We start from the raw sequence: 22176 nt of genomic DNA on the forward strand, positions 1-22176 counted from the left end.
CGATGCGAAAGCGTTTTGGGCCAGGACGCCATTGCAATTCAAACGCGTTGTGGTTGGGGCTGTTGGATGGGCGCGTAGTGCTGAGGCGGAGTCACTCGTCTGGGATTGATCCACGGGGCAGACATCTGAACGGCAATTGCGATGCCTCCCGCGGTCAAGATGCCGAACGGTTGCGGTACCGGCAGGAACTGCTGGATCGCCCAAGCTGCGACACTGATCACAGCGACGTTCCACAGTGTCAAACGCTTGCGGCGAATCGGGTCCACCGGACGCCACCACCGGATCGCCGCGAACAACAATGCGAAATGCGCCATCATGCCCGAAGCACGCAGTTGATTTCCGTCGTACAGAGCTTGCGGCAACGCCATTGCCGTAACTTCTCGCTCGGGGATGCTGAGCGGCAACATCAGATACCGAGTCATTCCGAACGCGACCAAGCCGACGCCGGCCCCGAGTCCCGCCAGCACCAGGCGACGCGGCAGTGCTTCCCCGTCCTCTCGTTCCCACAGTTTGCCCAAACCAAGGATTCCGAGTGAACCGATCAAGACGACGACGCCGAGCAAACCATAGGGGGCGATGGTCATCGCGTTGACATCGCCACTGCGCAAACCGAACACGCCTGCGCCCACGGTCATCGCGGCGACCGTTCCAGTGGCCGCCAACCATGAACTGCTCAGTTCGGCGATGCGAACCGCGGTGTGTTTCGCCCGCAGATCACTTCGCATGTGGCTGGCCCATTCCTTTTTAGCATACGTCTTGCTGGGAGCCGGCACACTGGCCGCAAGCCGTTGCGCTTGTGCGTACGATGGTTGCTGCCTGGCATGCAAAACCATTTGCCGACCGATGTAGTACGGCACGTAAAAGACAGCCAGGACAGACAGGGCAGGTACCAGCCAACTGGTGTTGACGAACAGCACAAATCCGATGATCAATCCAAACACCGCTTTGGCGCGGGGAGACTGATCCATCGAGTTCCACCACGAACGCAGGTCGCCGGCGCTCTTGCGGACCGCCCGGGCCAGTGGCTCAGAGGACTCCGCGTCCGTGATCGGCGTGGCGACAGGCAGTGTGAGCGGCAGGCGAGCAATGGGTTCGGATAAAGCACGCCGCTGCGTGTCAGTTGTCGTTTCAATAGCCGCCGCCGTCGGTTGCGAAACCAAGGCTACCGGTGAACCGAGCGCCGACACACCTGTGATGTCGCCCCAGCCCATGGCGTTGAACATATCAATCACGGTCGCTGGACGTTTCGCCGGATCTTTCTCCAAAGCCGCCCCGATGACGGATCGGACCGGTTCGGCGATCTCTGTCAGATCGGGTGTCGCGGTCATGTGTTTGACAATGATTTCATGACAGCTCTCGCCATCGAACGGAACGCGTCCGGTCAGCAACTCATGCAGAATCACGCCCAGTGCATAGATATCGATTTCGCGTCCATACTGGCCACGACCAATTTCGGGAGCCATGTAGTGAAACGTGCCGACGCTTTCGGTGTGCCCGCCACGTTGAGATGCTGAGATGTATTTGCTCAGACCATAGTCGCCGACTTTGACGATCCCCAAATCGTCAAACACATTGCCCGGCTTCAGATCACGGTGAACCAGACCTGCGCAGTGCAAGTGGTGCACTCCGGCGCAGATGCCCGTGAACCACCGGCGGACTTCCTCGGACGGCAAACCATCGGGTGATTGGTCCAACGCGTCACGAAGATTCATCCCCGCAACGTACTCCATCACCACCCAAGACTGCTCGGTATCATCACGAGCAATGTCGTACAGAGCGACCAAGTTGGGATGTTTGAGATTCAAACATTGTGAGACACCACGAAGCTCAATCTCCAAGTTCCGCTGAATGCGTTTCAGCGCCACTTCTTTTCCGGCGTCGCTGACCGCAAAGTACACTTCACCAAATCCGCCCACGCCGACACCACGCCGTATCGTATACGGCGGCAATGGACGCGATCCGGGGGCGTAAGTGAAGGTCATGGTTTTCGAACGTGACTCCGATGACTTCCGTGAACCACTGAGGGAAAACTCAGCGATTTGTGTCTCGCCAAGATCGACAGATGAGCGACTGAGCGGCAGCATTTTACCGAGCCCTTTTTCCGAACCAGTTTGCGCGACATCGTGCCGTTGTCCAACCTCATCCCCGGCCATGCCATCCTGGTCAAAATCGGCTGGTTGGACCGCGGCAGTGCGTCCTGTCAGTTTATCGACTAAAGCGGACATCCACGGACGTTTTTGCCCGGAGACACCACTTTCTGAAACCGCTGCAACATCGTTGACGGGTGCCGAGCAACCGGAAAATGGGTTCCCCCAGAAGCCGGAGACCTCGCGACCCCTCGGTTTTTGGGCGACGTTTTCGTCCTGGACGTCTCTTTTCATGGCTCCAAAACGCTTCCTCCAGGGCGCAAAATTCCATCCACACTGATTTCGCGGTGATGGATGCTGAAATGCGACGGTCGCTCGGAATTCGTTTTCGCTGAGGTTTTGATCGCTGAAACGACCCAGCTCGGCGCCGCCGGTTCGTTCGTCGATGGATTGCTGGCGACTCATGCTCTCTCCAGTGTCATCGCTAGCGATTGGATTTGAATTCGACGACCGAGCTCTAGCTCCACGAACGTTGGGCCGCTTTTCCCCGGCTTTCCACCCGGCTGCGACAACGGCTTGGCTTGCCAACCGCCGTCGCGATACGCCAGCACGGCTCGGTCGGGAAAACTCGATGTGACGACATGATGGTCACTCGACGGGCCGACCAAGATTGTGTCGCCGGCGAAGATGACCGCGTCGACATGCCCGTCGAAACGGTGCGGCGGGTCCAAGATCAACACTCCGGTGCGGCTGAGTGTCGACGGTCGGCGAAGTCGAATCGTGGCGGACCCGGCCACCGGCAACGGCTGCTTGGGGGAAATGAGAATCGACTGCGAGCGGCCGGTGTCCGACAAATCGTCTGCCTCATTGTTTCGCCAGAAATAATCAGAGTCGACTCGCTCGATTCGTCCCGCGTGTCGCGCGACATCTGCTCGGATTCCAACGTCGGCCACCCCGCCCGGCACCGCGGCTCCCAGTGTCCAGCAGTCCCCCGTCAAAATCAAAAAGCCGCCGCAACCATCAACCCAAAGCCGCCATCGTGTGGCGGTCGATGAGTTCGATGCGGTCGCGTCGGCTTTCACGTTGTCACTCGGTGGGGTTCAGGGCTGGCCGCTGGCGGCAGATAGGGGTCGATGCAAGTTTCAACACTCAGTCTAACTGAATTGCGACCAAAGAGCCCGATTTGCCCGTGGCTTGCTTGGCGTCAAAGTAGCTGGTGATTTCTTCGAGCAAGTTCTCGTCGTTGGGTTCGTCGAGATCAATCTCACCAAAATACTCCGCATCGACCGTCATCGTTTCTTCTTCCACGTCGATCCGCGTCTTGATCTGATCCAGCAGTTCACGAGTCTGTGACAACTGGCTGTCGTCCAAGCTCAATTGGCTGCTTGTTTGAGCGACCCGCAAGGCACCCACCCGGGCTTGCAAGTTCTCGACTTCGACCTCCAGCTGACGACGGGCACTGAGCATCGCATCCATTCGCTCGTGAGCCGCACGCAAGGTGGCTTGTCGGGCAGACAGCATTTGCTGCAGCTTTTCCGCGGTTGCTTCGCGGGTCTTGTGCCGCTTGAAGCGGTTCTTCAAGTCGTCTTTGACTTGAGTCGACGTGTACGTGCGGCCCGCGTAGGTGTAATACGTGCTCTCACGCTCCAGGTCTTCACTCAAACGCTCAATGTCCGCTTCGCTCTTGGCCAAGCTTGCATCGGTCTGCTCAGCCTGCGACTGCAGTCGAGCCAACTCGACTTTTTCTCGCGCGATCAACGTCGCGTTCTTTTCAATCTCGGGCTGCAAGTCCGTGATCATCTGGCGGGCACGTTTCAGTTCCCATTCCAACGGCACGCTGTCACTGGCGGAATCTTGGATCCAGTTCACCCCACAACGGGCATAGCTGAGTAGTGGAACGCCGACTGCCATACTGCTCAACAGAGCCAATGCGCCCCCGGCGACAATCGTTTTCTTTAACATTTGGAAACTCCCCAACACGGTGGATTGGAATGAGCCTGCGATGGTATGGCTCCGAATACACAGAGACATTCGCCGCCACGCCCGCCGTCTTGGCTGCCGCTTGAGATTTTTTCTCCGAATTTTCTCCTGTTCTCGAAAATGCCGGGTCGAGACCCCCGGGCGGATTAGCCAATCGAAATAAGTGGACAAAAAACATGAGATCCGAGCCGCTTAGGGGATTTCATTTTACACGAATCGACTACAGTGGAATAAAGTGATCCGTTAGAGGGCCAATGCCGATGTAACCCATCGGCTGCCCGCATCGGCATGAACGACTGCCTCATTCTGTGGCAGTCGCGCATCAAAATCGCGTCAAATAGGCAACCACGGCAAAATGAGGAGACAGCGAGGAGAAAAAAACTTGATGGCCAAAAACGGCTCTATTGCAGTGAAAACGCTTTATTTTGCTTTTCAATGAAACCAATGGGGTTGTCGGCTCGTCAAAAATACGACGCATTGGCATTTGACTTGCTGATGGTGTGACCTACGGGAGCTGACTTAAGGCGATTTCTGAGCGGTGGTCGACAAAGTGGGCGGGAGGCCGGCTTTGCAGACGCCGAATTCGGAGAAGCCCGGCTTGGGCGTTACCAGGATGAAACGCTCTGAGCGAGCAGAGCCAAGCGACCGATTCCTCCCACCCAACAACCTTTTTGAATCCAAACCTCCCAACCCAATCAATAGTGAACCCTTTTTGATCTTGAGGGCTCACTGGAGATGAGACTAACACTGCTTTCCTCGATCTTGTCTTCTCACCGGAGGCTCCGATGTCCAGCGAACAAACGACTCCCAAGCCAGACGAAACCAAAACGCGTCATGATCTTGGATACTGGAACGACTTCGTCGCGCAAATCGAACTGCGCAGCGACGCGGAGCTCTCTCAATGGATCGACCAAGACTTGGCCGAGTTGGAGAACCGTCTTGCTCAATTCGTCAGTCCAAACTCGCGTTTGAAAACCCGCGGATAAGAGCGATTGTCGCTCGACTTTCCAAGTCGATAGCGAGCGGCATCATCCGCCACGCTAACGACCAAACCGCCCAACACACCCGTATTCGATTGCGGGCAGTCTCCACGGCGGGCAAACCGCACGACAGCCCACGCTAACGATCCGGAGGATCGAGCGACAATCTCCAACGATCCGAAGGATCGATTGTCGCTCTACTTTCCAAGTCGATAGCGAGCGGCATCATCCGCCACGCCAACGCCCAAACCGCCCAACACACCCGTATTCGATTGCGGGCAGTCTTCACGGCGGGCGAACCGTACGACGGCCCACGCTAACGATCCGGAGGATCGAGCGACGATCTCCAACGATCCGAAGGATCGATTGTCGCTCGACTTTCCAAGTCGATAGCGAGCGGCATCATCCGCCACGCCAACGCCCAAACCGCCCCACACACCCGTATCCGATTGCGGGCAGTCTTCACGGCGGGCGAACCGTACGACGGCCCACGCTAACGATCCGGAGGATCGAGCGACAATCGATCCGGAGGATCGAGCGACGATCTCCAACGATCCGAAGGATCGATTGTCGCTCGACTTTCCAAGTCGATAGCGAACAGCATCATCCGCCACGCTAACGCCCAAACCGCCCCACACGCCCGCATTCGATTGCCGGCAGTCTTCACGGCGGGCGAACCGTACGACGGCCCACGCTAACGATCCGGAGGATCGAGCGACAATCGATCCGGAGGATCGAGCGACTATATCTATCGATCCCGGACGATCGAACGTCGGTACTAGCAAACGCCTTACAATACCTCCATAGCTGCCCCTTCACACAGCCGGAGAGATTGCAATGGATGACTCGCTCACCTCGGATGCCGAAGCGGCGATCCAACTCGCCACGACGTTGCTCGTCCGGGCCGCTGCATTGCAAACACCTGCGGAGCGCCGGCAGCAATCTGAATTGGATCGCATGATCGGTCACGATGCCGACAAAGCCACCTTGGTCGAGATGACCGACCAAGCGTTTCGGACACACACCCCGGCTCGCGTTGCCGATCAGTTGACGCATCTGTTGGATGTTCAAGGCGTTCCGCGTTTCTTTAGTCCCGTCGAACAAGCCATGCTGAAGGGCTTTCAAGCGTTCGGCGAGTACCTGCCCGGCGTGGCGGTTCCCCTGGTCAAAGAAAAGATGCGGCGAGAGACGGCCAACGTCATCTTGCCCGCGGAACAACAATGGCTCCGCGAACACTTGACCGATCGCAATCGTCATGGCGTGCAAATGAATGTCAATTTGCTCGGCGAAGCCATCTTGGGCGAAGCCGAAGCGATGCGTCGGATGCAGCGTGTCTTGGAATTGCTGAAAATGCCGGAGGTTCAATGCGTCTCGGTCAAGATCTCGACGTTGTACAGCCAAGTCTCCCCGCTGGCTTTTCAATACACCGTCAACGTCGTCGCCGATCGCCTGGAGAATCTCTATCGAACCGCCAGCCAAGAGATCCACGCGGCGAGCGGAAAAAACAAGTTTGTCTATCTCGACATGGAGGAGTATCGCGATCTGCATTTGACCACCGAGACGCTGATGGAAGCGCTCTCGCGTGAAGGACTCGATGACTGTCACGCGGGAATCGCTTTGCAGGCCTACATCCCCGATTCCTTTGGCGTCATGAAACGCTTGATCGATTGGTCGACCCACCGAGTTCAAAACGGAGGTCGACCCCTCACGATCCGGTTGGTCAAAGGCGCCAACATGGAGATGGAACGTGTGGAAGCAGCCATCGCAGGTTTTGACCAGGCACCGTACCACACCAAGATCGAGACCGACGCAAACTACAAACGCATGTTGAGGCATCTGCTCGATGCCGCGGCGGACGGTTTCATTCGTGTCGGCGTTGCCTCACACAATCTGTTCGACGTCGCTCTGGCGATGATTTGGACGGAGCAACGCGGGGCGAGCGATCATGTTCAGTTTGAAATGCTGGAGGGCATGGCGAACCACCAGCGTCGTGCAATTTCCGAACACGATGTGCCAATGTTGCTCTACGCACCGGCATGCCAACGCAAGGATTTTATCAACGCGATCGGATACTTGATTCGTCGTTTGGATGAAAACACCGGCGCACAAAATTTCTTGCGTCACGCCTACCGACTGAAACCCGACACGCCCGAGTTCAAATCGCTGGCGGGCGGGTTTCGCGAGTCGTTGGAACAGTCCGAGAAACCCACGCTCGATTCACAACGCAATCAAGATCGGTTTGCGACGCCGATTCAACCGCCCAAGGTTGCCGTGGTGCCGGAGTTCGTCAATGAACCGGACACCGACTGGGCGTTGCCCCGGCATTCGCTGTGGGCACAACAGATCATCGATCGATGGTTGCCCCGTTGCGATGCCAACGCGACTGAGATCCCTTTGTTGATCGGCGGTGAAACCGCGATGGGGAAACGCAGCGAGTCGACGGATCCGTCACGCCCTGGCGTCATGGTCGCGCACTACGAGCAGGCCTCGGCCGATCAAGCCCGCCAGGCGGTGCAGATGGCCAAGACAGATCGGAGCGGATGGCGAGCAATGACGGCGGACCAACGTCGCGAACTGCTGCGAACCACTGCTCAGAACTTGAGAGTCCGACGCGCGGACTTGATCGGCGCGATGATCGCTGACGGAGGCAAGACGATCATGGAGGCTGATCCGGAAGTCAGCGAAGCGATCGATTTTTGTGAGTTTTACTCGCTGAGCGCGGAACAGTACTATTCGCCCCAGTGGCAGGAGTTTCATCAATTGAGCGTCCGGCCACGCGGCGTTGTGGCGGTGATCTCACCTTGGAACTTCCCATTGGCAATTCCATGCGGAGGCATCGCGTCGGCCCTTTCGGCCGGCAACACCGTGATCCTCAAACCGTCCGGCAACACGGTCCTGGTGGCTTGGTTGCTCTGCCAAGCGTTCTGGGACGCCGGAGTCCCGCATGACTCACTGCAACTGATCACGTGCAGCGGTGCGACGGCGGAAGAGGCCTTGGTGCGGAATCCTGACGTGGACTCCGTGATCTTGACCGGCAGCACGCAAACCGCACGACGAATGATGAGCGTGCGTCCAGACTTGCATCTGTTGGCTGAAACCGGCGGCAAGAACGCGACGATCGTCTCCGCGATGGCCGATCGTGACTTGGCGATCAAGCATGTGGTGCATTCGGCGTTCGGCCACAGCGGGCAAAAATGCAGTGCGACATCGTTGCTGTTGCTGCAAGATGAAGTCTTTCACGACGAGACCTTTCGTGAAACGTTGGCCGACGCGGTGCGAAGCATCACCGTGGGATCGGCGTGGGACCTGCACACCAAAATGGGGCCGTTGATTTCGCCACCGAGCGAAGTCCTGACGCGTGGCATGAAAACATTGCAAGACGCCGAGTCTTGGTTGGTCATGCCGGAGCATGTGGTGAACAATCCGTGCCTGTATCGTCCAGGTGTGAAATGGAACATTCGCGAAGGCGGTTTCATGCACCGAACGGAACTCTTCGGCCCCGTCCTGGGTGTGATGCGTTACTCGCGATTGGAGCACGCGATAGAGATTGTTCGCGGCACCGGTTACGGCCTGACCAGTGGTTTGGAAAGTCTGGACGATCGCGAGATCGAACTTTGGCGTCAGTCAATTCACGCCGGTAATCTGTACATCAATCGGCCCACCACCGGGGCCATTGTTCTGAGGCAACCATTCGGCGGTGTCGGACTGAGTGCCTACGGACCGGGTGTCAAAGCGGGTGGGCCACACTATGTCCTGCCCCTGATGCGGGTGCAGGATGCCGTTGCTCCGCAGCCTTACCACGAGGGTGGCGATGAATCACTTGATCGTCCCATCGCTGCATGGGCCAAAGCAACAATCGATCAGTGTGATGACCCCGGAATCGAATCACCGCAATTAGCGCATGCGTTGGAGAGTCAACGAGCAGCGGTTGAGCAAGAGTATTCTCGCCAGCACGACACATTCCGCTTGCTCGGCCAAGACAACCTACGGCGCTATCGCCCCGCCAGCGGGCTGACGATTCGTTTCACGCCAGATGATTCGCTTCGTGACGTCCTGCTGGCATTGACTGCTGCCGTCACCGCCGGGACACCGACCACGCTGTCAATCGATCCCGCAGTGGCGTACGAACTCCGAGAAATACTGGAGTCATCGGCTGATCACGAACCCGGGATGATCCATCCGCTTGAGGAATCGGCAGATGAATTGGTCGAGCGAATTACCGCCGGTGACGTCCACCGCCTGCGTCTCCTTCATGCCACTGACTCACGTTCAGCCGAGTCCATTGCAGCCGCGGCGACTTTGACCACCATCATGGATGCTCCAGTGGTCGCGGCCGGCCAAATCGAATGCCTGAGATACTTGAGTGAACAGTCCATCAGTTACGACTACCACCGCTACGGCAACCTGGGCCGCCGCGCGGCTGAACAGCGAACGCAGCCTTCGGCGAATCTCCAAAACGCATGAAACGTGTTGATCTCGTCGTAGGTCGGTCAATCGATGAGGGAGCCGGGGCTGTTCATCACGCGTTGTGCGGCGATCAGTTCGCGGTAGCGGACGTAGACGTTCTTGAACCAATAGATCATGTAAACGTTGGCCACGATCGAGACCAGCATGGCTCCATTGAAGAACGATTGAGCGACGAAGCCACGTGGCTTCGTCGTGCCGCCGATGTTGCCGTTGGTGCGATCACCGTCGCTAAAAGATGCCGTTCGGTCCTCTTGCTCGGTCGACGCTCGATTGGAAACAAGGGTGCCCTGGCCGGGAGATACCTGCCCAGGCGCTGCACCGTTGGGTTGATTTCCCATGTTGCCCGCCACGCTACCGTATCGTAGGCGAAATTGTTCTTCTTTGCTGACCGGATTGCCGCGGCGATCCAACACCCGGCCGCCTTTGTCCACAGGTAGCCCCCAATCATCAAACGTCCAAGCGTTCGCGGGCAACCGCTGCTTGTCTGCTTCGCTCAACGAAGGATCCACGTCACGTTGCGCAGGTGGGGCAGCGGCGGTTGTGTTGGGGAACCCCAAGCGACTGGGGTCACTCGCGGTTTGATATGGATTGGATTGTGGGTTGTTCGGTGCGCCAGGATTTTGCAGGGCTGGGTTCTGCAACCCAACGTTTTGAATTCCGCTTTGCGCAGGGTTGCCGGTTTGATTTTGGGTGTTGAATAGCTCCATGTCCCATGAAGTGCCGGCCCCGGTTGTCGCATTGGTGGCTGACGGTGTGCCGGCTGCTGCCAAACGCTTTTGATAATCCAACATGGCTTGCTGCTGACGGTATTCCGCCAGACGTTGCTGGTAGGCGACTTGCTCCGGAGTTTGTCCAGCGGCTTGCTGTTGAGCGCTGGTCTGTCCAGATGTTGCCAATGCAGCCAGTCGCTCTCGCTCGGCTTGCTGGGTGGCTAGGTTCTGTAAACGCAAACGCTCGTTACGCTCGGCGATCGAAAGATTGATGGCGGCAGGATCGTTGGTTGTTTGCGTCGGATCGTTGGGATTGAAACCGACGCTGCGTGTGTTGGTGCGATCGGCTTGTGCGTTCTGGTTGGGCAATCCGAGACCACCGGGCAAGGTTGCAAAGTTGGGATTGGTCGCTGCTGGATTGTTTGGGTTGTTGCTGCCCGGCAGCGGAGGAAAGTTGATGTTGCGATTGCCTGCTTGGGCTGACGCTGCGGCGATACTAGGATCGTTTGCTTGGCCGCTGTTAGCGCTTGCCGCGTTGGCAGCTGCGGCTTGGGCAAAACGTTCGGCAGCGGTCAGTTGTTGAGCGCCGCTTTGCTGCAGCGCAGACTGAGTGTCACGTTGTGCGATCCTGTCCGTCGTCGGCATTTGCGCACCGGTAACATTGGTCCGCCAACGATTGTCGCGTTCTTCCACTTCCGCCGTCGTTGGACCTTGCGGACGGGGCGTTGCACGCTGGTCGGACAGGCCCGTGAAAGCGGGTGTGTTTTGACCACTTGTTTCTGTTCGATAGGGATTAGGGTTGTTCGCGCCGGCCGCCGCCGCACCGCCAGCGGTTTGGATCGACCCTGGCATCGAAAAACCGTTCTGCGGTTTCATCTGGACGACTTTGTCCGGTGCAGACGCCTTTGACTGTGCGGTTGAACGGAGTTCAGGGATCGGGATCTCGGCGGCATCGCCCCAATCTGCTGATTTGCTGCTCAGGGTAGCAGCGTGTTGGGAGCTGATCGGTCGTGTCGGCAACGTGGACGCAGCGATCGGCCAAGCGGTCATGCCTTGGGGACACGAAGGGGTCGTCGACGGCGAAGTCATCGATTGTGCATCAACAGAGCGCGCGCTCGCCAGCACTCCACAGCAGACTGCAATTCCAATCGCCACGAACAAGCGCATTTGTTTCAGATCGCTCATCGTTCTCGTCCTTGAACTAACCAATAACTCAAAAGAAAACATGCGACGATGACGCCCGGCTGGAGCCTTCCCGCGAGTTTCATGACAGATGGTAACGGCGGTGACGAGAATGCGTAAAGAGAGATTTGGTAGGCAAACCGCACAGTGAAACGCGAATGCGGCAAGATGCGGGGAAAAGCGAGACCGGGTAATTGCCAGGAGCCCTAAAGTTTCGACTAGCCGCCACGCTATACCGCTGCTAGATTGTTGTGACTGAGTCGCACACCGGCGGGTGGGTGGTGATGGTCCAAGCCGCTGATGATAGCGTTCATCCCAAACGCTGTTGTCAGGCAGAACTTGGGCGGACCCGATCGCCGGCGTGTGACACGGGCGATTGATACACAGTCGCGTTGTGTCACCCGCGACCGGAGCGATTTCCATCCCTGCTGGGTTTGCGGAGAACGTGCCGGTCGACTTGATTGTGAAACACCCTCGTGGATGCCACGCCTACTTTGTTGGGTTCGTCGCTACTCGTCCGCTGATCTCTGTGAGACTCTGCCGATGCGTTCAGTGGACAATGCAGAGCCAGGCGTATGTATTGAGCGTTCGCGTGAGGAACGGGATCTAGCGATCCTGGATCACTCTTGATTGGGACAGACTGCAACGTGATGAACACACCCATTCACACGTCATTGCATCTTGAACGACCCCATCCCCCCCAACGATTCGTCCGACGAGGATGATCTGTTCGATAGCATTGGACCTGAACAGCAGGCCAAATTGGAAAAATGCCAGGAACTGATCGACTATCGATTCCAGGATCTGTCTTTGCTGCTGTCCGCACTGACTCACGCCTCGGGGGCAACACATCGCTTGGCCAGTAACGAACGACTGGAGTTCCTGGGTGATGCCGTACTTGGCCTGACGGTTTGTCACTGGCTCTTTGAGGAGTACCCGGAGTACAGCGAAGGCGATTTGACGAAGATCAAATCGGCGGTGGTCAGTCGACGGGCGTGTGGCAAGATCGCTTGGCAGATCGGATTGGATCAATGTTTGATCGTCGGTCGCGGCGTGACACGCAATCGCAGTTTTCCGCGATCGCTGGTCAGCGATGTCTTCGAATCGATCGTGGCAGCGATGTTTCTCGACGGCGGTCCGGATGTGGTCCGTGAGCGTTTGAAAAGGTGGTTGGGGGAGGAAGTCCGGATGGCGGTTCAGAGCCAGGGTTCGGGCAACTACAAGTCAGCCTTACAGCAACGCGCCCAACGCGAACTCAATTGCACACCGGTTTATCGGTTGAAGCGAGAATCGGGGCCGGATCACCACAAAGCGTTTTTGATCAGTGCGGTCGTCAATGACGAAGAATACGCACCGGCGTGGGGCGAAAACAAAAAAGAAGCCGAACAGAAGGCCGCAGCCAATGCACTGGCTGCGATGAACAACGAACCGCTGCCGTTTCCCCCGCCGCAGGAAAGCGACGAAGCGGAAACGTGAGCTAGACGGTTTGAACACCGTCGCGTGGCGTGAACTCAAAGCGGGTGCTCTTGGAAAAGAACTCGATCGGGTTGTCGTAAACGACTTTGCGGATCAACGATTCGCTGTGTCCACGACGCCGCATCTCGAAAATCAAATCCGGCACGGCGGTCGGTTTGCTCGGTCCCCAGTCGCCTGCGCTGTTTGCCAGCATCCGTTCGCCGCCGTATCGTTCGATCATGTCGACCGCCCGCTCCGGTGTGCATTTGGTGACCGGGTACAACGTCATCCCGGCCCAGAAACCCTGGTCCAGGACCTCTTGGATCGTGTGTTCTTCCACATGGTCGACCAATACCCGCGATCGATCCAAACGTGAATCGCCGGTCAACATGTCCAAGATCATCCGCGTGCCTTGGTATTTGTCCTCCAAGTGCGGCGTGTGGATCAAGATCGACTGGTTGTACTGCACTGCCAGATCGACGTGCTCCAAAAAGATGGTCGCCTCGTTCTTGGTGTTCTTGTTCAAGCCGATCTCGCCGATCCCCAGCACGTTGGGCGCGTCCAAAAACTCGGGGATCATCGCGATCACGTCTCTCGAGAGCGAAACATTTTCGGCTTCCTTGGCGTTGATGCACAGCCAAGTGAAATGTTGAATACCGAACTGTGCGGCACGCTTGGGCTCGGTCTGAGTGAGTTGGCGAAAGTAATCTCGAAAACCGTCGACACTGCCTCGATCATAGCCGGCCCAGAATGCAGGCTCGCTCATCGCGACGCAGCCCATCCGGGCCAGAGTCGCGTAGTCGTCGGTCGTTCGTGAGACCATGTGGATGTGCGGATCGATGTAATCCATGGCGGCTTGAAAAAGTGGGTGGGTGGCAGGAGGATCAGGCAGGAGGATCAGATGGGGTGGCGAAGAGATCGGTTGGCGGAAAATCAAACTTTCATTGTTTCTCGCCAATCGGCCTGGTAGGGCCGCGAAAATAGGTGCTGCAGCCGAGCGGCTCGGTCGGGCCCCTCGCTCAATAGAATCCGAATTCCCTCACGTAGTTTTTCCTGCTGGTCGTTAGCAACACTGCCCAGACGGCCGCTGGCCGGAGCAACACTACCCAGCGGGTCGCCCGATTCGTCCAAACAGCGATCCACGCGGTCCAATGTGGCGGCGATTTCCAGCAATTTGGCTCGAACATCCAAGAACGTTTCGGTGACGATCTGATCGGCGGCGGATGGATTCATGTTTTTTTTCAGAAAATGCGGGTCAGAGGCGTTCCCAGCCCCATTATACGCCATCGGAGAACCTTGGGCATCCGTCCAGCGTAGCTTCTCAAACGGCTTGGACGCCGTCCGCCGGGCTACGTCGGCTGGCCAAACTCAGTCGACTTGTGATAATGAAACCCCACAGCGGTCGCAGGGTGGCCAAAACATTCGTTTGGCCGCTGCGTCACTTTGATGAACTCTCCCCCACCCAACCGGAAATGTTCAATGCAACGTAACTTCCTGACCCGTACCTTTCTCACTCTGTTTGCTGCTTGCACCCTATCGATCATGACTTCAGAAACATCGTCCGCACAATCCACCGCAGAAGCGCCCGTCACCCACAAAGTCTACTTTGACATCGAAATCGACGGCGAACCCGCCGGCAAGATCGTGTTCGGGCTGTTCGGTGAAGACGTCCCCAAGACCGCCGAGAACTTCCGTGCCCTGTGCACCGGCGAAAAGGGAAAAGGCAAAAGTGGCAAACCGTTGCATTTCAAGGGCAGCATCTTTCACCGAGTGATTCCTCAGTTCATGCTGCAAGGCGGTGACTTCACCCGTGGCAACGGAACCGGCGGCGAAAGCATCTACGGCGAAAAGTTTGCCGACGAGAATTTCAAGTACAAGCATGACGCGCCTTATCTGTTGAGCATGGCCAACGCTGGCCCCAACACCAACGGCTCGCAATTCTTTATCACCACGATCGTCACCGACTGGCTCAACGGCAAACACGTCGTTTTCGGACGTGTCCTGGAAGGTCAAGAGTTGGTCAAGCGAATCGAAGCTCTGGGAACACCCAGCGGCGCAACTCGCTTGCCGATCAAAATTGTTGACTCCGGCGAAGTCAAAAAGGAAGGTTGATCTCACAGCGGTCAACGAACAAACAAGAACCCCGGCGACACTCTCGCCGGGGTTTTTTGTTGGTCAGGAGATCTTCGTTTCCGTTCAACAGTCGCGGATGGAAAATACCTCAGCGAATCCCCGCGTGAATGATCGACTTGGTAGCATGAACATCCAGCCGACCGCTTAAATCAAGCAACGTCCACGCAGTGCAGCGACGCGATCATGCAACTCAATCCCTATGAGTCGCCACCACCCGGCTACACCAGGCCTAAGAAACCAACTCCCCCGCCCGGTTCGACCTTCACCCGCACCATGTCTGCGGCGCTTGCCATGTTTGGCTCGATTTTTCTTATTCCAGCAATGGTGTTCTGTGTGTTTTGGCCGGGGGTTCTTGTTTGGATCTGCTGGTTGCTCATCGCAATGAACCAACGTTGGCTGGACCATCCAATGTTCTGGACATACTCACTGTTTTGGAACTCACTGATGGTGGCTTGGCTGTCCTACACGATCTGGTGGCAATACACTGGCGGTCCTCACTGGGATCGGGCCTCAGCCTTTATGATCGGGCATTCCACCGTGGCGTGCATCGTTTCCGTCATTTCGATCGTCATTACCTACCGCCAGCCTCGAACATTTAGTCGCGCCAGTCATGACCGACGCTCATAACCCACCAGAACAATCTCTCGATCCCATTTACCTCGTCCGTGACGCAGCGAGGCTGGCGATCTTGGATCCCGAACTCTCGCCGGGCAGAGAAGCCACGGCGGCCGGGATTTGCAAGGTCATGCTGGAACTCTCCGTCGATCAATTCGGTGCCGAAGGCAAAGAAGTTCTCACGGAATGGGGAATCCAAACCAGCCAAGACGTTGGCGTGATCGTCCATCGCTTGCTCGATGCCGACTTACTAGAAGCGAAACACTACACTCGGATGGGCAGCTTTGCCGGTCTGTTCGATCTGCAACAACCTCCCGAGTCTTGGACGCTGACTTGGTGATCGATTCGTTGCCTGCTAATTCTGTGGAGAATTCTTTTGTCGACGGAAGTCTGCGATATTATTAGCCCTGAAAGGGCATCGACATAAAAGCCCAGGGCAAAGCGAAGCGACGCCCTGGGTTCAATTGCCGCGGTCCCTGGTTCACCCTGCAAGGGTGAGACAACCACTTCACCCATCCCTATCGGACAAATCATCTCATGCAACAGGTCAAGATCTTTAAGAGCGTCGACACGGAAATCCCAGAGATGGAAAAGCAAATGAATCGCTGGATCCGCAAGACCGGCGTGCGCATCTTGTCCATCACCGGAAACCTGACCAGCCAAAACGCACCCACCGGTGGTGCCATGAACAGCTTCGCCGCCGGTGATGTCATGGTGATCATCCTCTACGAAGTCGACGCGTGAACAACGCGTGCTGTCCAGACTGGATGCTTCGGATCACCCTCGGGATAGTTCTTCCTGCACCCGTTCTGGTGTCGCCGTTTTACGAGGTTGGACCACGGCAGGAATCGAAAACAACGCCATCATCCACATCAGGATGCCGACGCCGAGAATCGTCTTGGCAATCCAAGGATTCAGCCTTCCTTCCACGGACTGACTCAACGTGAATCCCCAGTTGGTGATCTGGGTGCCGGAGTAGGTGACTTGACGGTAATCGTTGTAATGCAACTCGATCGAATACGGAATCAAAACGGCAAACACGGCAACGACGACGAGCACGGCCAGTCCGATCTCGACACGCGGATTGTTTTTCAGTCGCACCACCATCATGACCAGTCGCACCACGACCAAGAATCCGACCAAATAGCCCGCGTAGACGGCAGCCGGTTGTCCAAAATACATCTCAAACTCGTTGGCCCTCCAACCACTGATCCATCCTTGATCGACGATCAAGTAGACCGAGAGCTGTTGCAACGCCAACAGAAACAGAATCACGGTTCCGGCAAAGACCAATCCCGTCCCCGGTCCGGGGGTCATCCAAGTCAACGCCATGCGACCAAAGAAACTGCTGGGCAACTCACGTTGAATCCGCGGTGTCATCACGCCTGACTCGGCAACCATCATGCTGGACGCCAGCGTCCACAAGCCCGCACAGGCGACGGCACAGAGCGTGTAAAACCCGATCCCGTCATCACGCATGGTGAACATCGCCAGCCCCGCGATCGAAACCAGCACCGCCGTGACGATCAGCAACGCAAGCCGAACAGGTGTGGAGCGATTTTCACTCTCAGGAGTCAACTGAGCCGCTGCGATGGTCAGCATCAGGTTCCCGGTCGCCAACGCAAAAGAGAACAATGCCGTGGCGGCAAAAATAGTTGCCGCCGCCGTCATCGGGTTTCCTTGGGTGATCATCATCACGACCGCAAAACCGACACCATACTCGCCCCATAGTAAGACGATCAGCAACCCCAGCAACGTCAAGATGCGTCCGGTGCGGGCCCGTGACAGCGTCGCCATGAACAATGCAGTGACGGTCAAGAAAACAGCGACCACGATGGTCAAACCGATGACCAGAATCGTGGTCGGCATGTCCACGCCACGTAGAGTGTACGCGTACGCGAGACACGGAAACAAGGCAACGAAATAGAGCACCATCTGCAACGAAGCGCTCGCCAATTTTCCCAACACAATTTGCCATGGACTCAGTGCGGTGATCGACAGCAGCTCCAACGTCCCGTCATCGATCTCGCCTTCCAGGGATCGGTACGCGGCCATCGGTACGACCAACATCATCGGCACGGCCAACAAAAAGTAGTAGCCGACCATCATTCGCGGCGCACTGGGCGTCGTGTAAATCTGTGGCATCATCGACAGACTGCCGCCGACGGTCCACGCCAGCGCAGCGAACAACACCAACGAGAACGTCACCACAAACTGTCGGCTCTTGAGCGCTTGCCGGGTTTCCTTGACCAAGATCGGATTGAACGAATCGCCCAGTCGAATGCACCACGCATCGATTCGGTCGATCCAACTTGCTGACGAGGTTTCACTTGGCGGCAGATCCGCAGTAACACTTGCCACGACACGACTCCTTATTGGACCAAACCTTTGGTGACCTGCAAAAACACGTCTTCCAAACTCTTTTTGCGACTGATGATCTCCACCACTCCAAATCCTTCCTGCACCAGCCGTGCCACCAGGCCGGCTTGATCGCTCGGGGCTCCCCCGAACGGAAATCGCAACAGGCAACCGTCCAAGATGATGTCGCCGACGCCCGGCAACGTCGCCAGCAGTTTTTGAGCGTCCTCACCGCGATCCAATACTCGAATGACCAACTCCAGCAAATTGGCTTGCTGTTGATGAATCTCGTCCACGGTGCCCGTCGCCAGCAATGTCCCTTGCTCGATGATGCCGATCGAATCACAGACTTCCGCCAGCTCGGTCAAAATGTGACTGCTGATCAAAATCGTTTTGCCGCGGTCAGCCAACTCGCGGATCATGCGTCGCAGATCGATTCGAGCTCTGGGGTCCAGGCCCGCTGCCGGTTCATCCAAGATCATGACCGCAGGATCATGGATCAATGCGCGACCCAAGCACAAACGCTGCTTCATTCCCTTGCTCAATCCACGAATGGGTTTCTCCGCCATCCCATTGGTGCCGGTGAAATCAAGCACCCATTTCAATCGCTCGATTCGTTCCCTGCCCACGAGCCCGTAGGCGCGGGCAAAAAAGTCCAGGTACTCGCTGCAGTTGACATCACGATACGTGCCGAACGAATCAGGCATGAACCCCAAACGCTTGCGAACCAACTCAGGATCATTGACGACAGAAAAACCATCCACGTAAGCATCGCCATAGCTGGGCAAGTCCAACGTCGCCAGAATTCGCATCGACGTCGTTTTGCCGGCTCCATTGGGTCCGATGTATCCGAACACATGGCCTCGATCGACCGAGAAAGTCACATCGTTGACTGCTCGTGTCGAGCCAAAGAACCGGTGCAGTCGCCGCAACTCAATGCACCGTCGCGTCTCGGTGTGAACGGTTGGCACCTGCGGACTCACGATGCTAGTTGGTTCGGCAATCGGCACCGGATTGTTCCAGTGGTCAGGCGTTCCAGGTGACCCGGCGGACACAGTGGAATCGCTGCTGCTCGTTTCCTGATGCTCGTCTTGAAAGCTCATCGCAGTGTCCCGAATACGTAGCGAATGCTTTCGACGACTTCCGCATCGGGAACCGCGATCACGTCGCGGGTGACGTCGGACAGGGCGACGAAGCTTTTTCGTGGCAACTCTCCGGTCAGCAACATCTTCCGCGTCAACCAGTCTTCCATGACGCCGTCTGTGACCCCACTATCGCCAGTATCAATCCGGCTATTGATCGTCGAAATCATGTCCAGTGTCCTGCGGTTGTAGCCGTAGGATGGCGTGGTGGTCGACGACTGTGTGTTACCGGTGAACCCTGCGATGGGACGATACTTGCTATACATCTTGCCGATCTTCTTGGACGCTTCGTTTGCTGCCGGGTCACTGGGCAATGCCGTCAGCTTGACCCCCTGGGCGTTGGCATCCAGGCCATCCACGGTCCAGTACGCACCGTCGGCGTCTCGAACGACAAGCTGTGTCAATTCAAACCCCATGGTGCTGGTGACCGTTGGCGGCTGAGAACCACCAATGGACGGAGTCAACTGTAGCGTCCCCACTTTCATCCGTGGTCGCGAGCTGATGAACTGTTCTTGACTGCGAGCCGGCAAGAAGGACCGGCCCAACCGCAGGCCATCTTCGTCCACCACAACGCGGGCCATTGCCGCGTCCGGATCGACAGCGTCATCGAATTCTTCCCACGCGGTCGAGCGATTGTTGTGATACGGCATGACCTCCGCTGCCCCATCGAACCGCAGCCCTTGCGATGGACTGATTCCGGCAAAGTAGGTCGCTCGAACGCGTTCAGCCGCGTCGCCACTGTGCCCGTCTACCCACGTCAACTGGCGGACTCGCGTTTTGGTTCCAAATCCATCCGCGGTGAAGGAGTATCCCAGCAGAGCGGCGGTTGTCAGGATCGCGAGGACTGGTGCGATGGCGAACATCAGGTGACTGCGTCCCGCTTTACTCGTTTGCCGATAAGCAATCGGACCCACCAAAATGACAAACAATCCCAGCAGTCCCATGAAGGTATAAACCGGCGGTTGGGCGACCCCTGGAATCATCCAACGAGCGGAACGTGAATCGCCAACAAACGGATCGATACCGCGTCGCAACATCGCCGACGCGCGATAGGGTGTCCACCAGTGCAAGGCTTCCATCTCCGAGGGAGTCATCGGGATCGTGCTGGTCGTCCAAATCACTCGTCCTCCACCCACCGGTGCAACCATCCATCGATCAAACAGTGCGTCATGGCGTTCGATCTCCGCCGCAACGCTTTCGTTGTATTGGGCGACCGCCGACACGTAATTCTTTGTCGGCAGCCCCTCGCGCGTTACGTCCGTCTGCACCGGAGGACGCAAGTTGTCCAGTTCATTCAACACAGTCCACGGATCGGTGTTGTACATGTCTGGGGAGCCCATCGCCATCATGCCATCACTTGACATCGCTGCTTGTTCGTCGATGGCCTGTTTTCCTGTTCGCCCAAGCTTTTCAAGCACACGTTTGCCAAGCTGGACCATCATGGGCTCACTCATCATCTCAGTTGCCGACTCGCCGTCAGAGCTCCCTGTGGCATCTGAGGCTGGAACCGACAAGTCATCTGATGGGGCATCCACCGCCAACTCATCCATCGTGTCTCGAATCAGCTTGATCCGATCTTCAAAGGCACGATGTTTTAAGAGGTTGTCTTTCGTCCGCGTCAGTATCTCAGTGACATAATCTGCAAATTCGTCGGTCAGGACTTTGTCGGCACTCGCCTTGAAATCCAAGGTCGCCGAGAGCGTCTCGCTGTCATCGCAACCGTTGATCACAATGGTGCCGCCCATCAAGACCCAATCTCGTAGTGCGTCTCCGACCGTGGGATCTGCTGATTCCATCACCGATTTTAGTTCCGGGTAGGTCAGCAGAATCGCATCGACCTGCCGATAGTCACGCCAGTCGTTGGGAAGCTGTTTTACAATGATCGGCTGAACCATCCATCCCGACTGAGGAGTGTTGACCTGCTGCCGGATAGCTGAATCGGTTCCCACGATTTTGTTGAAGTACTCATCACTGACCATGTGCTCCACCGATCGCAGCCGGTTTTGAGCGTTAGTCGACGACAGTGTCGCCACGTAGTCAGCGACTTGCTTGCCATCTTCGATCAACGCAACGTCGTACTCACCAAAAATCGTCCACTTTGGAATCCGGCGTTTGATCACGGTTTGCCGCTTGCCCTGCTCAGCCGTGATCGGTATCTCAACAACGGTGGCGTTGCGAGCGGGAAAGTGCCGACCCGTCGGTGTCAGTCGCAACACAAACGCCCGTTGTGCCGGTAAAGCAATGGTGCTGTCGAACGAAATCTCCAAGGTCGCGTAGCCATATGACCCGCCCCCGTCCATGGATACGGAAACCGTAAACCCACGAATCAACGCCGGGTCCTCGGGCAGTACGCAGAGTTGTGCAGGACTACCGGAGATCGATATCGGGCCACTATCCGGTATGAAAGTCGGCGGAGCATCCTGCGAGTCAGCACTGGAGACACAAAGCATGACGGCAAGAAAAATTGCCGCCATCGCACAAAGCAAACGATCCACGATAGGGTTGATCCTCATGATTGGGCGTCCCTGGGTGGCAGGATCTGGGGCGGCAATCGGTCCGCAGCAAACGGGCTGTCGAGATGATCTGCGGGCGATGATGGAGGAGGCACAAACAGCAGGAAGACTCCGATGAAAAATGTGTTGAGCACAACGATCGGTTCATTGATCCAATCCAATCGAAGCCCCGCAATGCTCAAAGCAATCATGGCGACCGAATAGCTCAACAGCACCAGACCCACCGGTCGCCGCGCGTGGGCAACCGCCCAAGCCAACAAAAACACCGCCGACAGTACGATCACCGTGCCCAGCAAAAACACCAATCCCATCACCGCAGCGGTCGCGTAAATGCCACCCTGGTTGGCCGACCGAGCGACCGCCAACACAACGGCGGAGACCGCCATCAGAATCATCATCGAACGGAAAGAGACGCGGGGCAGCAAGCGGCTGCGTACGATCGGCTCGACCGAAGGAGTGGGTGAGGACATCTCAGGATCAATGGACAAGTAAGAAAAGACTCGGCATCCGCCGACCTCCATCTTACCCGCTCGCAAACCCGCCTCGCCACAAGG

18 protein-coding genes are annotated in these 22176 nt (G+C 57.0%); 7 read left to right on the forward strand and 11 right to left on the reverse strand.

Annotation, left to right across the window (positions count from 1 at the left end):
- Positions 1 to 38: 38 nt before the first annotated feature.
- The 3 genes from Pla52nx_RS10755 to Pla52nx_RS10765 all read right to left on the reverse strand — a co-directional run bounded on the left by Pla52nx_RS10755 (position 39) and on the right by Pla52nx_RS10765 (position 4049).
- Complete coding sequence (locus Pla52nx_RS10755; protein WP_231742188.1) at positions 39 to 2552, reverse strand: serine/threonine protein kinase; 2514 nt, start codon at positions 2550 to 2552, stop codon at positions 39 to 41.
- Complete coding sequence (locus Pla52nx_RS10760; RefSeq protein WP_146521682.1) at positions 2549 to 3169, reverse strand: hypothetical protein; 621 nt, start codon at positions 3167 to 3169, stop codon at positions 2549 to 2551. The genes Pla52nx_RS10755 and Pla52nx_RS10760 overlap by 4 nt, the downstream gene beginning before the upstream one ends.
- Before the next feature lie 67 nt (positions 3170 to 3236).
- Positions 3237 to 4049 (reverse strand): hypothetical protein, encoded by an 813-nt coding sequence (locus tag Pla52nx_RS10765; RefSeq protein WP_146521683.1) that lies wholly within the window; start codon positions 4047 to 4049, stop codon positions 3237 to 3239.
- A gap of 803 nt (positions 4050 to 4852) precedes the next feature.
- On the opposite strand from Pla52nx_RS10765, the gene Pla52nx_RS10770 reads away from it, so the two are divergent.
- Positions 4853 to 5053: a hypothetical protein gene (locus Pla52nx_RS10770; protein WP_146521684.1), complete on the forward strand. Its 201-nt coding sequence runs from the start codon at positions 4853 to 4855 to the stop codon at positions 5051 to 5053.
- Positions 5054 to 5244: 191 nt separating this feature from the next.
- Here Pla52nx_RS10770 and Pla52nx_RS10775 read toward each other — a convergent pair whose 3' ends face one another.
- On the reverse strand, positions 5245 to 5661 hold the full coding sequence (locus tag Pla52nx_RS10775; protein WP_342190382.1) for a hypothetical protein: 417 nt from the start codon (positions 5659 to 5661) through the stop codon (positions 5245 to 5247).
- A gap of 223 nt (positions 5662 to 5884) precedes the next feature.
- Between Pla52nx_RS10775 and Pla52nx_RS10780 the strand changes: the two genes are divergently transcribed.
- Positions 5885 to 9511, forward strand: a complete 3627-nt coding sequence (locus Pla52nx_RS10780; protein ID WP_146521686.1) for a bifunctional proline dehydrogenase/L-glutamate gamma-semialdehyde dehydrogenase — start codon at positions 5885 to 5887, stop codon at positions 9509 to 9511.
- A gap of 26 nt (positions 9512 to 9537) precedes the next feature.
- Here Pla52nx_RS10780 and Pla52nx_RS10785 read toward each other — a convergent pair whose 3' ends face one another.
- The gene (locus Pla52nx_RS10785) at positions 9538 to 11409 is read right to left on the reverse strand and encodes a hypothetical protein (protein WP_231742189.1); all 1872 of its coding nucleotides are present in this window, start codon (positions 11407 to 11409) and stop codon (positions 9538 to 9540) included.
- 723 nt (positions 11410 to 12132) lie between these two features.
- Here Pla52nx_RS10785 and rnc point away from each other — a divergent pair.
- A complete protein-coding gene (gene rnc / locus Pla52nx_RS10790) occupies positions 12133 to 12882 on the forward strand; it encodes a ribonuclease III (RefSeq protein WP_231742227.1) in 750 nt (249 codons plus the stop codon).
- 1 nt (position 12883) lies between these two features.
- Here rnc and Pla52nx_RS10795 read toward each other — a convergent pair whose 3' ends face one another.
- Together Pla52nx_RS10795 and Pla52nx_RS10800 are read right to left on the reverse strand one after the other, a co-directional pair.
- On the reverse strand, positions 12884 to 13711 hold the full coding sequence (locus tag Pla52nx_RS10795) for a TatD family hydrolase (protein ID WP_146521689.1): 828 nt from the start codon (positions 13709 to 13711) through the stop codon (positions 12884 to 12886).
- An 83-nt stretch (positions 13712 to 13794) separates the two neighbouring features.
- Entirely contained in the window at positions 13795 to 14094 is a 300-nt protein-coding gene (locus Pla52nx_RS10800) for a hypothetical protein (RefSeq protein ID WP_146521690.1), read from the reverse strand.
- Between the two features lie 309 nt (positions 14095 to 14403).
- On the opposite strand from Pla52nx_RS10800, the gene Pla52nx_RS10805 reads away from it, so the two are divergent.
- The 4 genes from Pla52nx_RS10805 (at position 14404) to Pla52nx_RS10820 (ending at position 16353) form a co-directional block, all read left to right on the forward strand.
- Positions 14404 to 14973 (forward strand): peptidylprolyl isomerase, encoded by a 570-nt coding sequence (locus Pla52nx_RS10805; protein WP_146521826.1) that lies wholly within the window; start codon positions 14404 to 14406, stop codon positions 14971 to 14973.
- Between the two features lie 204 nt (positions 14974 to 15177).
- Positions 15178 to 15621 (forward strand): hypothetical protein, encoded by a 444-nt coding sequence (locus tag Pla52nx_RS10810; protein WP_146521691.1) that lies wholly within the window; start codon positions 15178 to 15180, stop codon positions 15619 to 15621.
- Positions 15605 to 15949, forward strand: a complete 345-nt coding sequence (locus Pla52nx_RS10815; RefSeq protein WP_146521692.1) for a hypothetical protein — start codon at positions 15605 to 15607, stop codon at positions 15947 to 15949. The genes Pla52nx_RS10810 and Pla52nx_RS10815 overlap by 17 nt, the downstream gene beginning before the upstream one ends.
- A gap of 197 nt (positions 15950 to 16146) precedes the next feature.
- Complete coding sequence (locus Pla52nx_RS10820) at positions 16147 to 16353, forward strand: hypothetical protein (protein ID WP_146521693.1); 207 nt, start codon at positions 16147 to 16149, stop codon at positions 16351 to 16353.
- A gap of 33 nt (positions 16354 to 16386) precedes the next feature.
- On the opposite strand, the gene Pla52nx_RS10825 is transcribed toward Pla52nx_RS10820, so the two are convergent.
- From Pla52nx_RS10825 to Pla52nx_RS10840, 4 genes are read right to left on the reverse strand one after another with little or no spacing between them, the layout of a single operon-like run.
- Positions 16387 to 17970, reverse strand: a complete 1584-nt coding sequence (locus Pla52nx_RS10825; protein WP_231742190.1) for an ABC transporter permease — start codon at positions 17968 to 17970, stop codon at positions 16387 to 16389.
- Between the two features lie 11 nt (positions 17971 to 17981).
- Complete coding sequence (locus tag Pla52nx_RS10830) at positions 17982 to 19070, reverse strand: ABC transporter ATP-binding protein (protein ID WP_146521694.1); 1089 nt, start codon at positions 19068 to 19070, stop codon at positions 17982 to 17984.
- Entirely contained in the window at positions 19067 to 21622 is a 2556-nt protein-coding gene (locus tag Pla52nx_RS10835) for a hypothetical protein (RefSeq protein ID WP_146521695.1), read from the reverse strand. Before Pla52nx_RS10835 ends, Pla52nx_RS10830 begins: the two co-directional genes overlap by 4 nt.
- A complete protein-coding gene (locus Pla52nx_RS10840; protein ID WP_146521696.1) occupies positions 21619 to 22092 on the reverse strand; it encodes a hypothetical protein in 474 nt (157 codons plus the stop codon). The genes Pla52nx_RS10835 and Pla52nx_RS10840 overlap by 4 nt, the downstream gene beginning before the upstream one ends.
- Positions 22093 to 22176 lie beyond the last annotated feature (84 nt).

The organism is Stieleria varia, from assembly GCF_038443385.1.
GTDB classification, from domain to species: domain Bacteria; phylum Planctomycetota; class Planctomycetia; order Pirellulales; family Pirellulaceae; genus Stieleria; species Stieleria varia.

Coding starts and splice junctions, on each gene's coding strand:
- Pla52nx_RS10755 (WP_231742188.1), bottom strand. CDS start 2,552: ATGAGTCGCCAGCAATCCATCGACGAACGAACCGGCGGCGCCGAGCTG.
- Pla52nx_RS10765 (WP_146521683.1), bottom strand. CDS start 4,049: ATGTTAAAGAAAACGATTGTCGCCGGGGGCGCATTGGCTCTGTTGAGC.
- Pla52nx_RS10770 (WP_146521684.1), top strand. CDS start 4,853: ATGTCCAGCGAACAAACGACTCCCAAGCCAGACGAAACCAAAACGCGT.
- Pla52nx_RS10780 (WP_146521686.1), top strand. CDS start 5,885: ATGGATGACTCGCTCACCTCGGATGCCGAAGCGGCGATCCAACTCGCC.
- Pla52nx_RS10785 (WP_231742189.1), bottom strand. CDS start 11,409: ATGAGCGATCTGAAACAAATGCGCTTGTTCGTGGCGATTGGAATTGCA.
- Pla52nx_RS10795 (WP_146521689.1), bottom strand. CDS start 13,711: ATGGATTACATCGATCCGCACATCCACATGGTCTCACGAACGACCGAC.
- Pla52nx_RS10800 (WP_146521690.1), bottom strand. CDS start 14,094: ATGAATCCATCCGCCGCCGATCAGATCGTCACCGAAACGTTCTTGGAT.
- Pla52nx_RS10805 (WP_146521826.1), top strand. CDS start 14,404: ATGACTTCAGAAACATCGTCCGCACAATCCACCGCAGAAGCGCCCGTC.
- Pla52nx_RS10810 (WP_146521691.1), top strand. CDS start 15,178: ATGCAACTCAATCCCTATGAGTCGCCACCACCCGGCTACACCAGGCCT.
- Pla52nx_RS10815 (WP_146521692.1), top strand. CDS start 15,605: ATGACCGACGCTCATAACCCACCAGAACAATCTCTCGATCCCATTTAC.
- Pla52nx_RS10820 (WP_146521693.1), top strand. CDS start 16,147: ATGCAACAGGTCAAGATCTTTAAGAGCGTCGACACGGAAATCCCAGAG.
- Pla52nx_RS10830 (WP_146521694.1), bottom strand. CDS start 19,070: ATGAGCTTTCAAGACGAGCATCAGGAAACGAGCAGCAGCGATTCCACT.
- Pla52nx_RS10835 (WP_146521695.1), bottom strand. CDS start 21,622: ATGAGGATCAACCCTATCGTGGATCGTTTGCTTTGTGCGATGGCGGCA.
- Pla52nx_RS10840 (WP_146521696.1), bottom strand. CDS start 22,092: ATGTCCTCACCCACTCCTTCGGTCGAGCCGATCGTACGCAGCCGCTTG.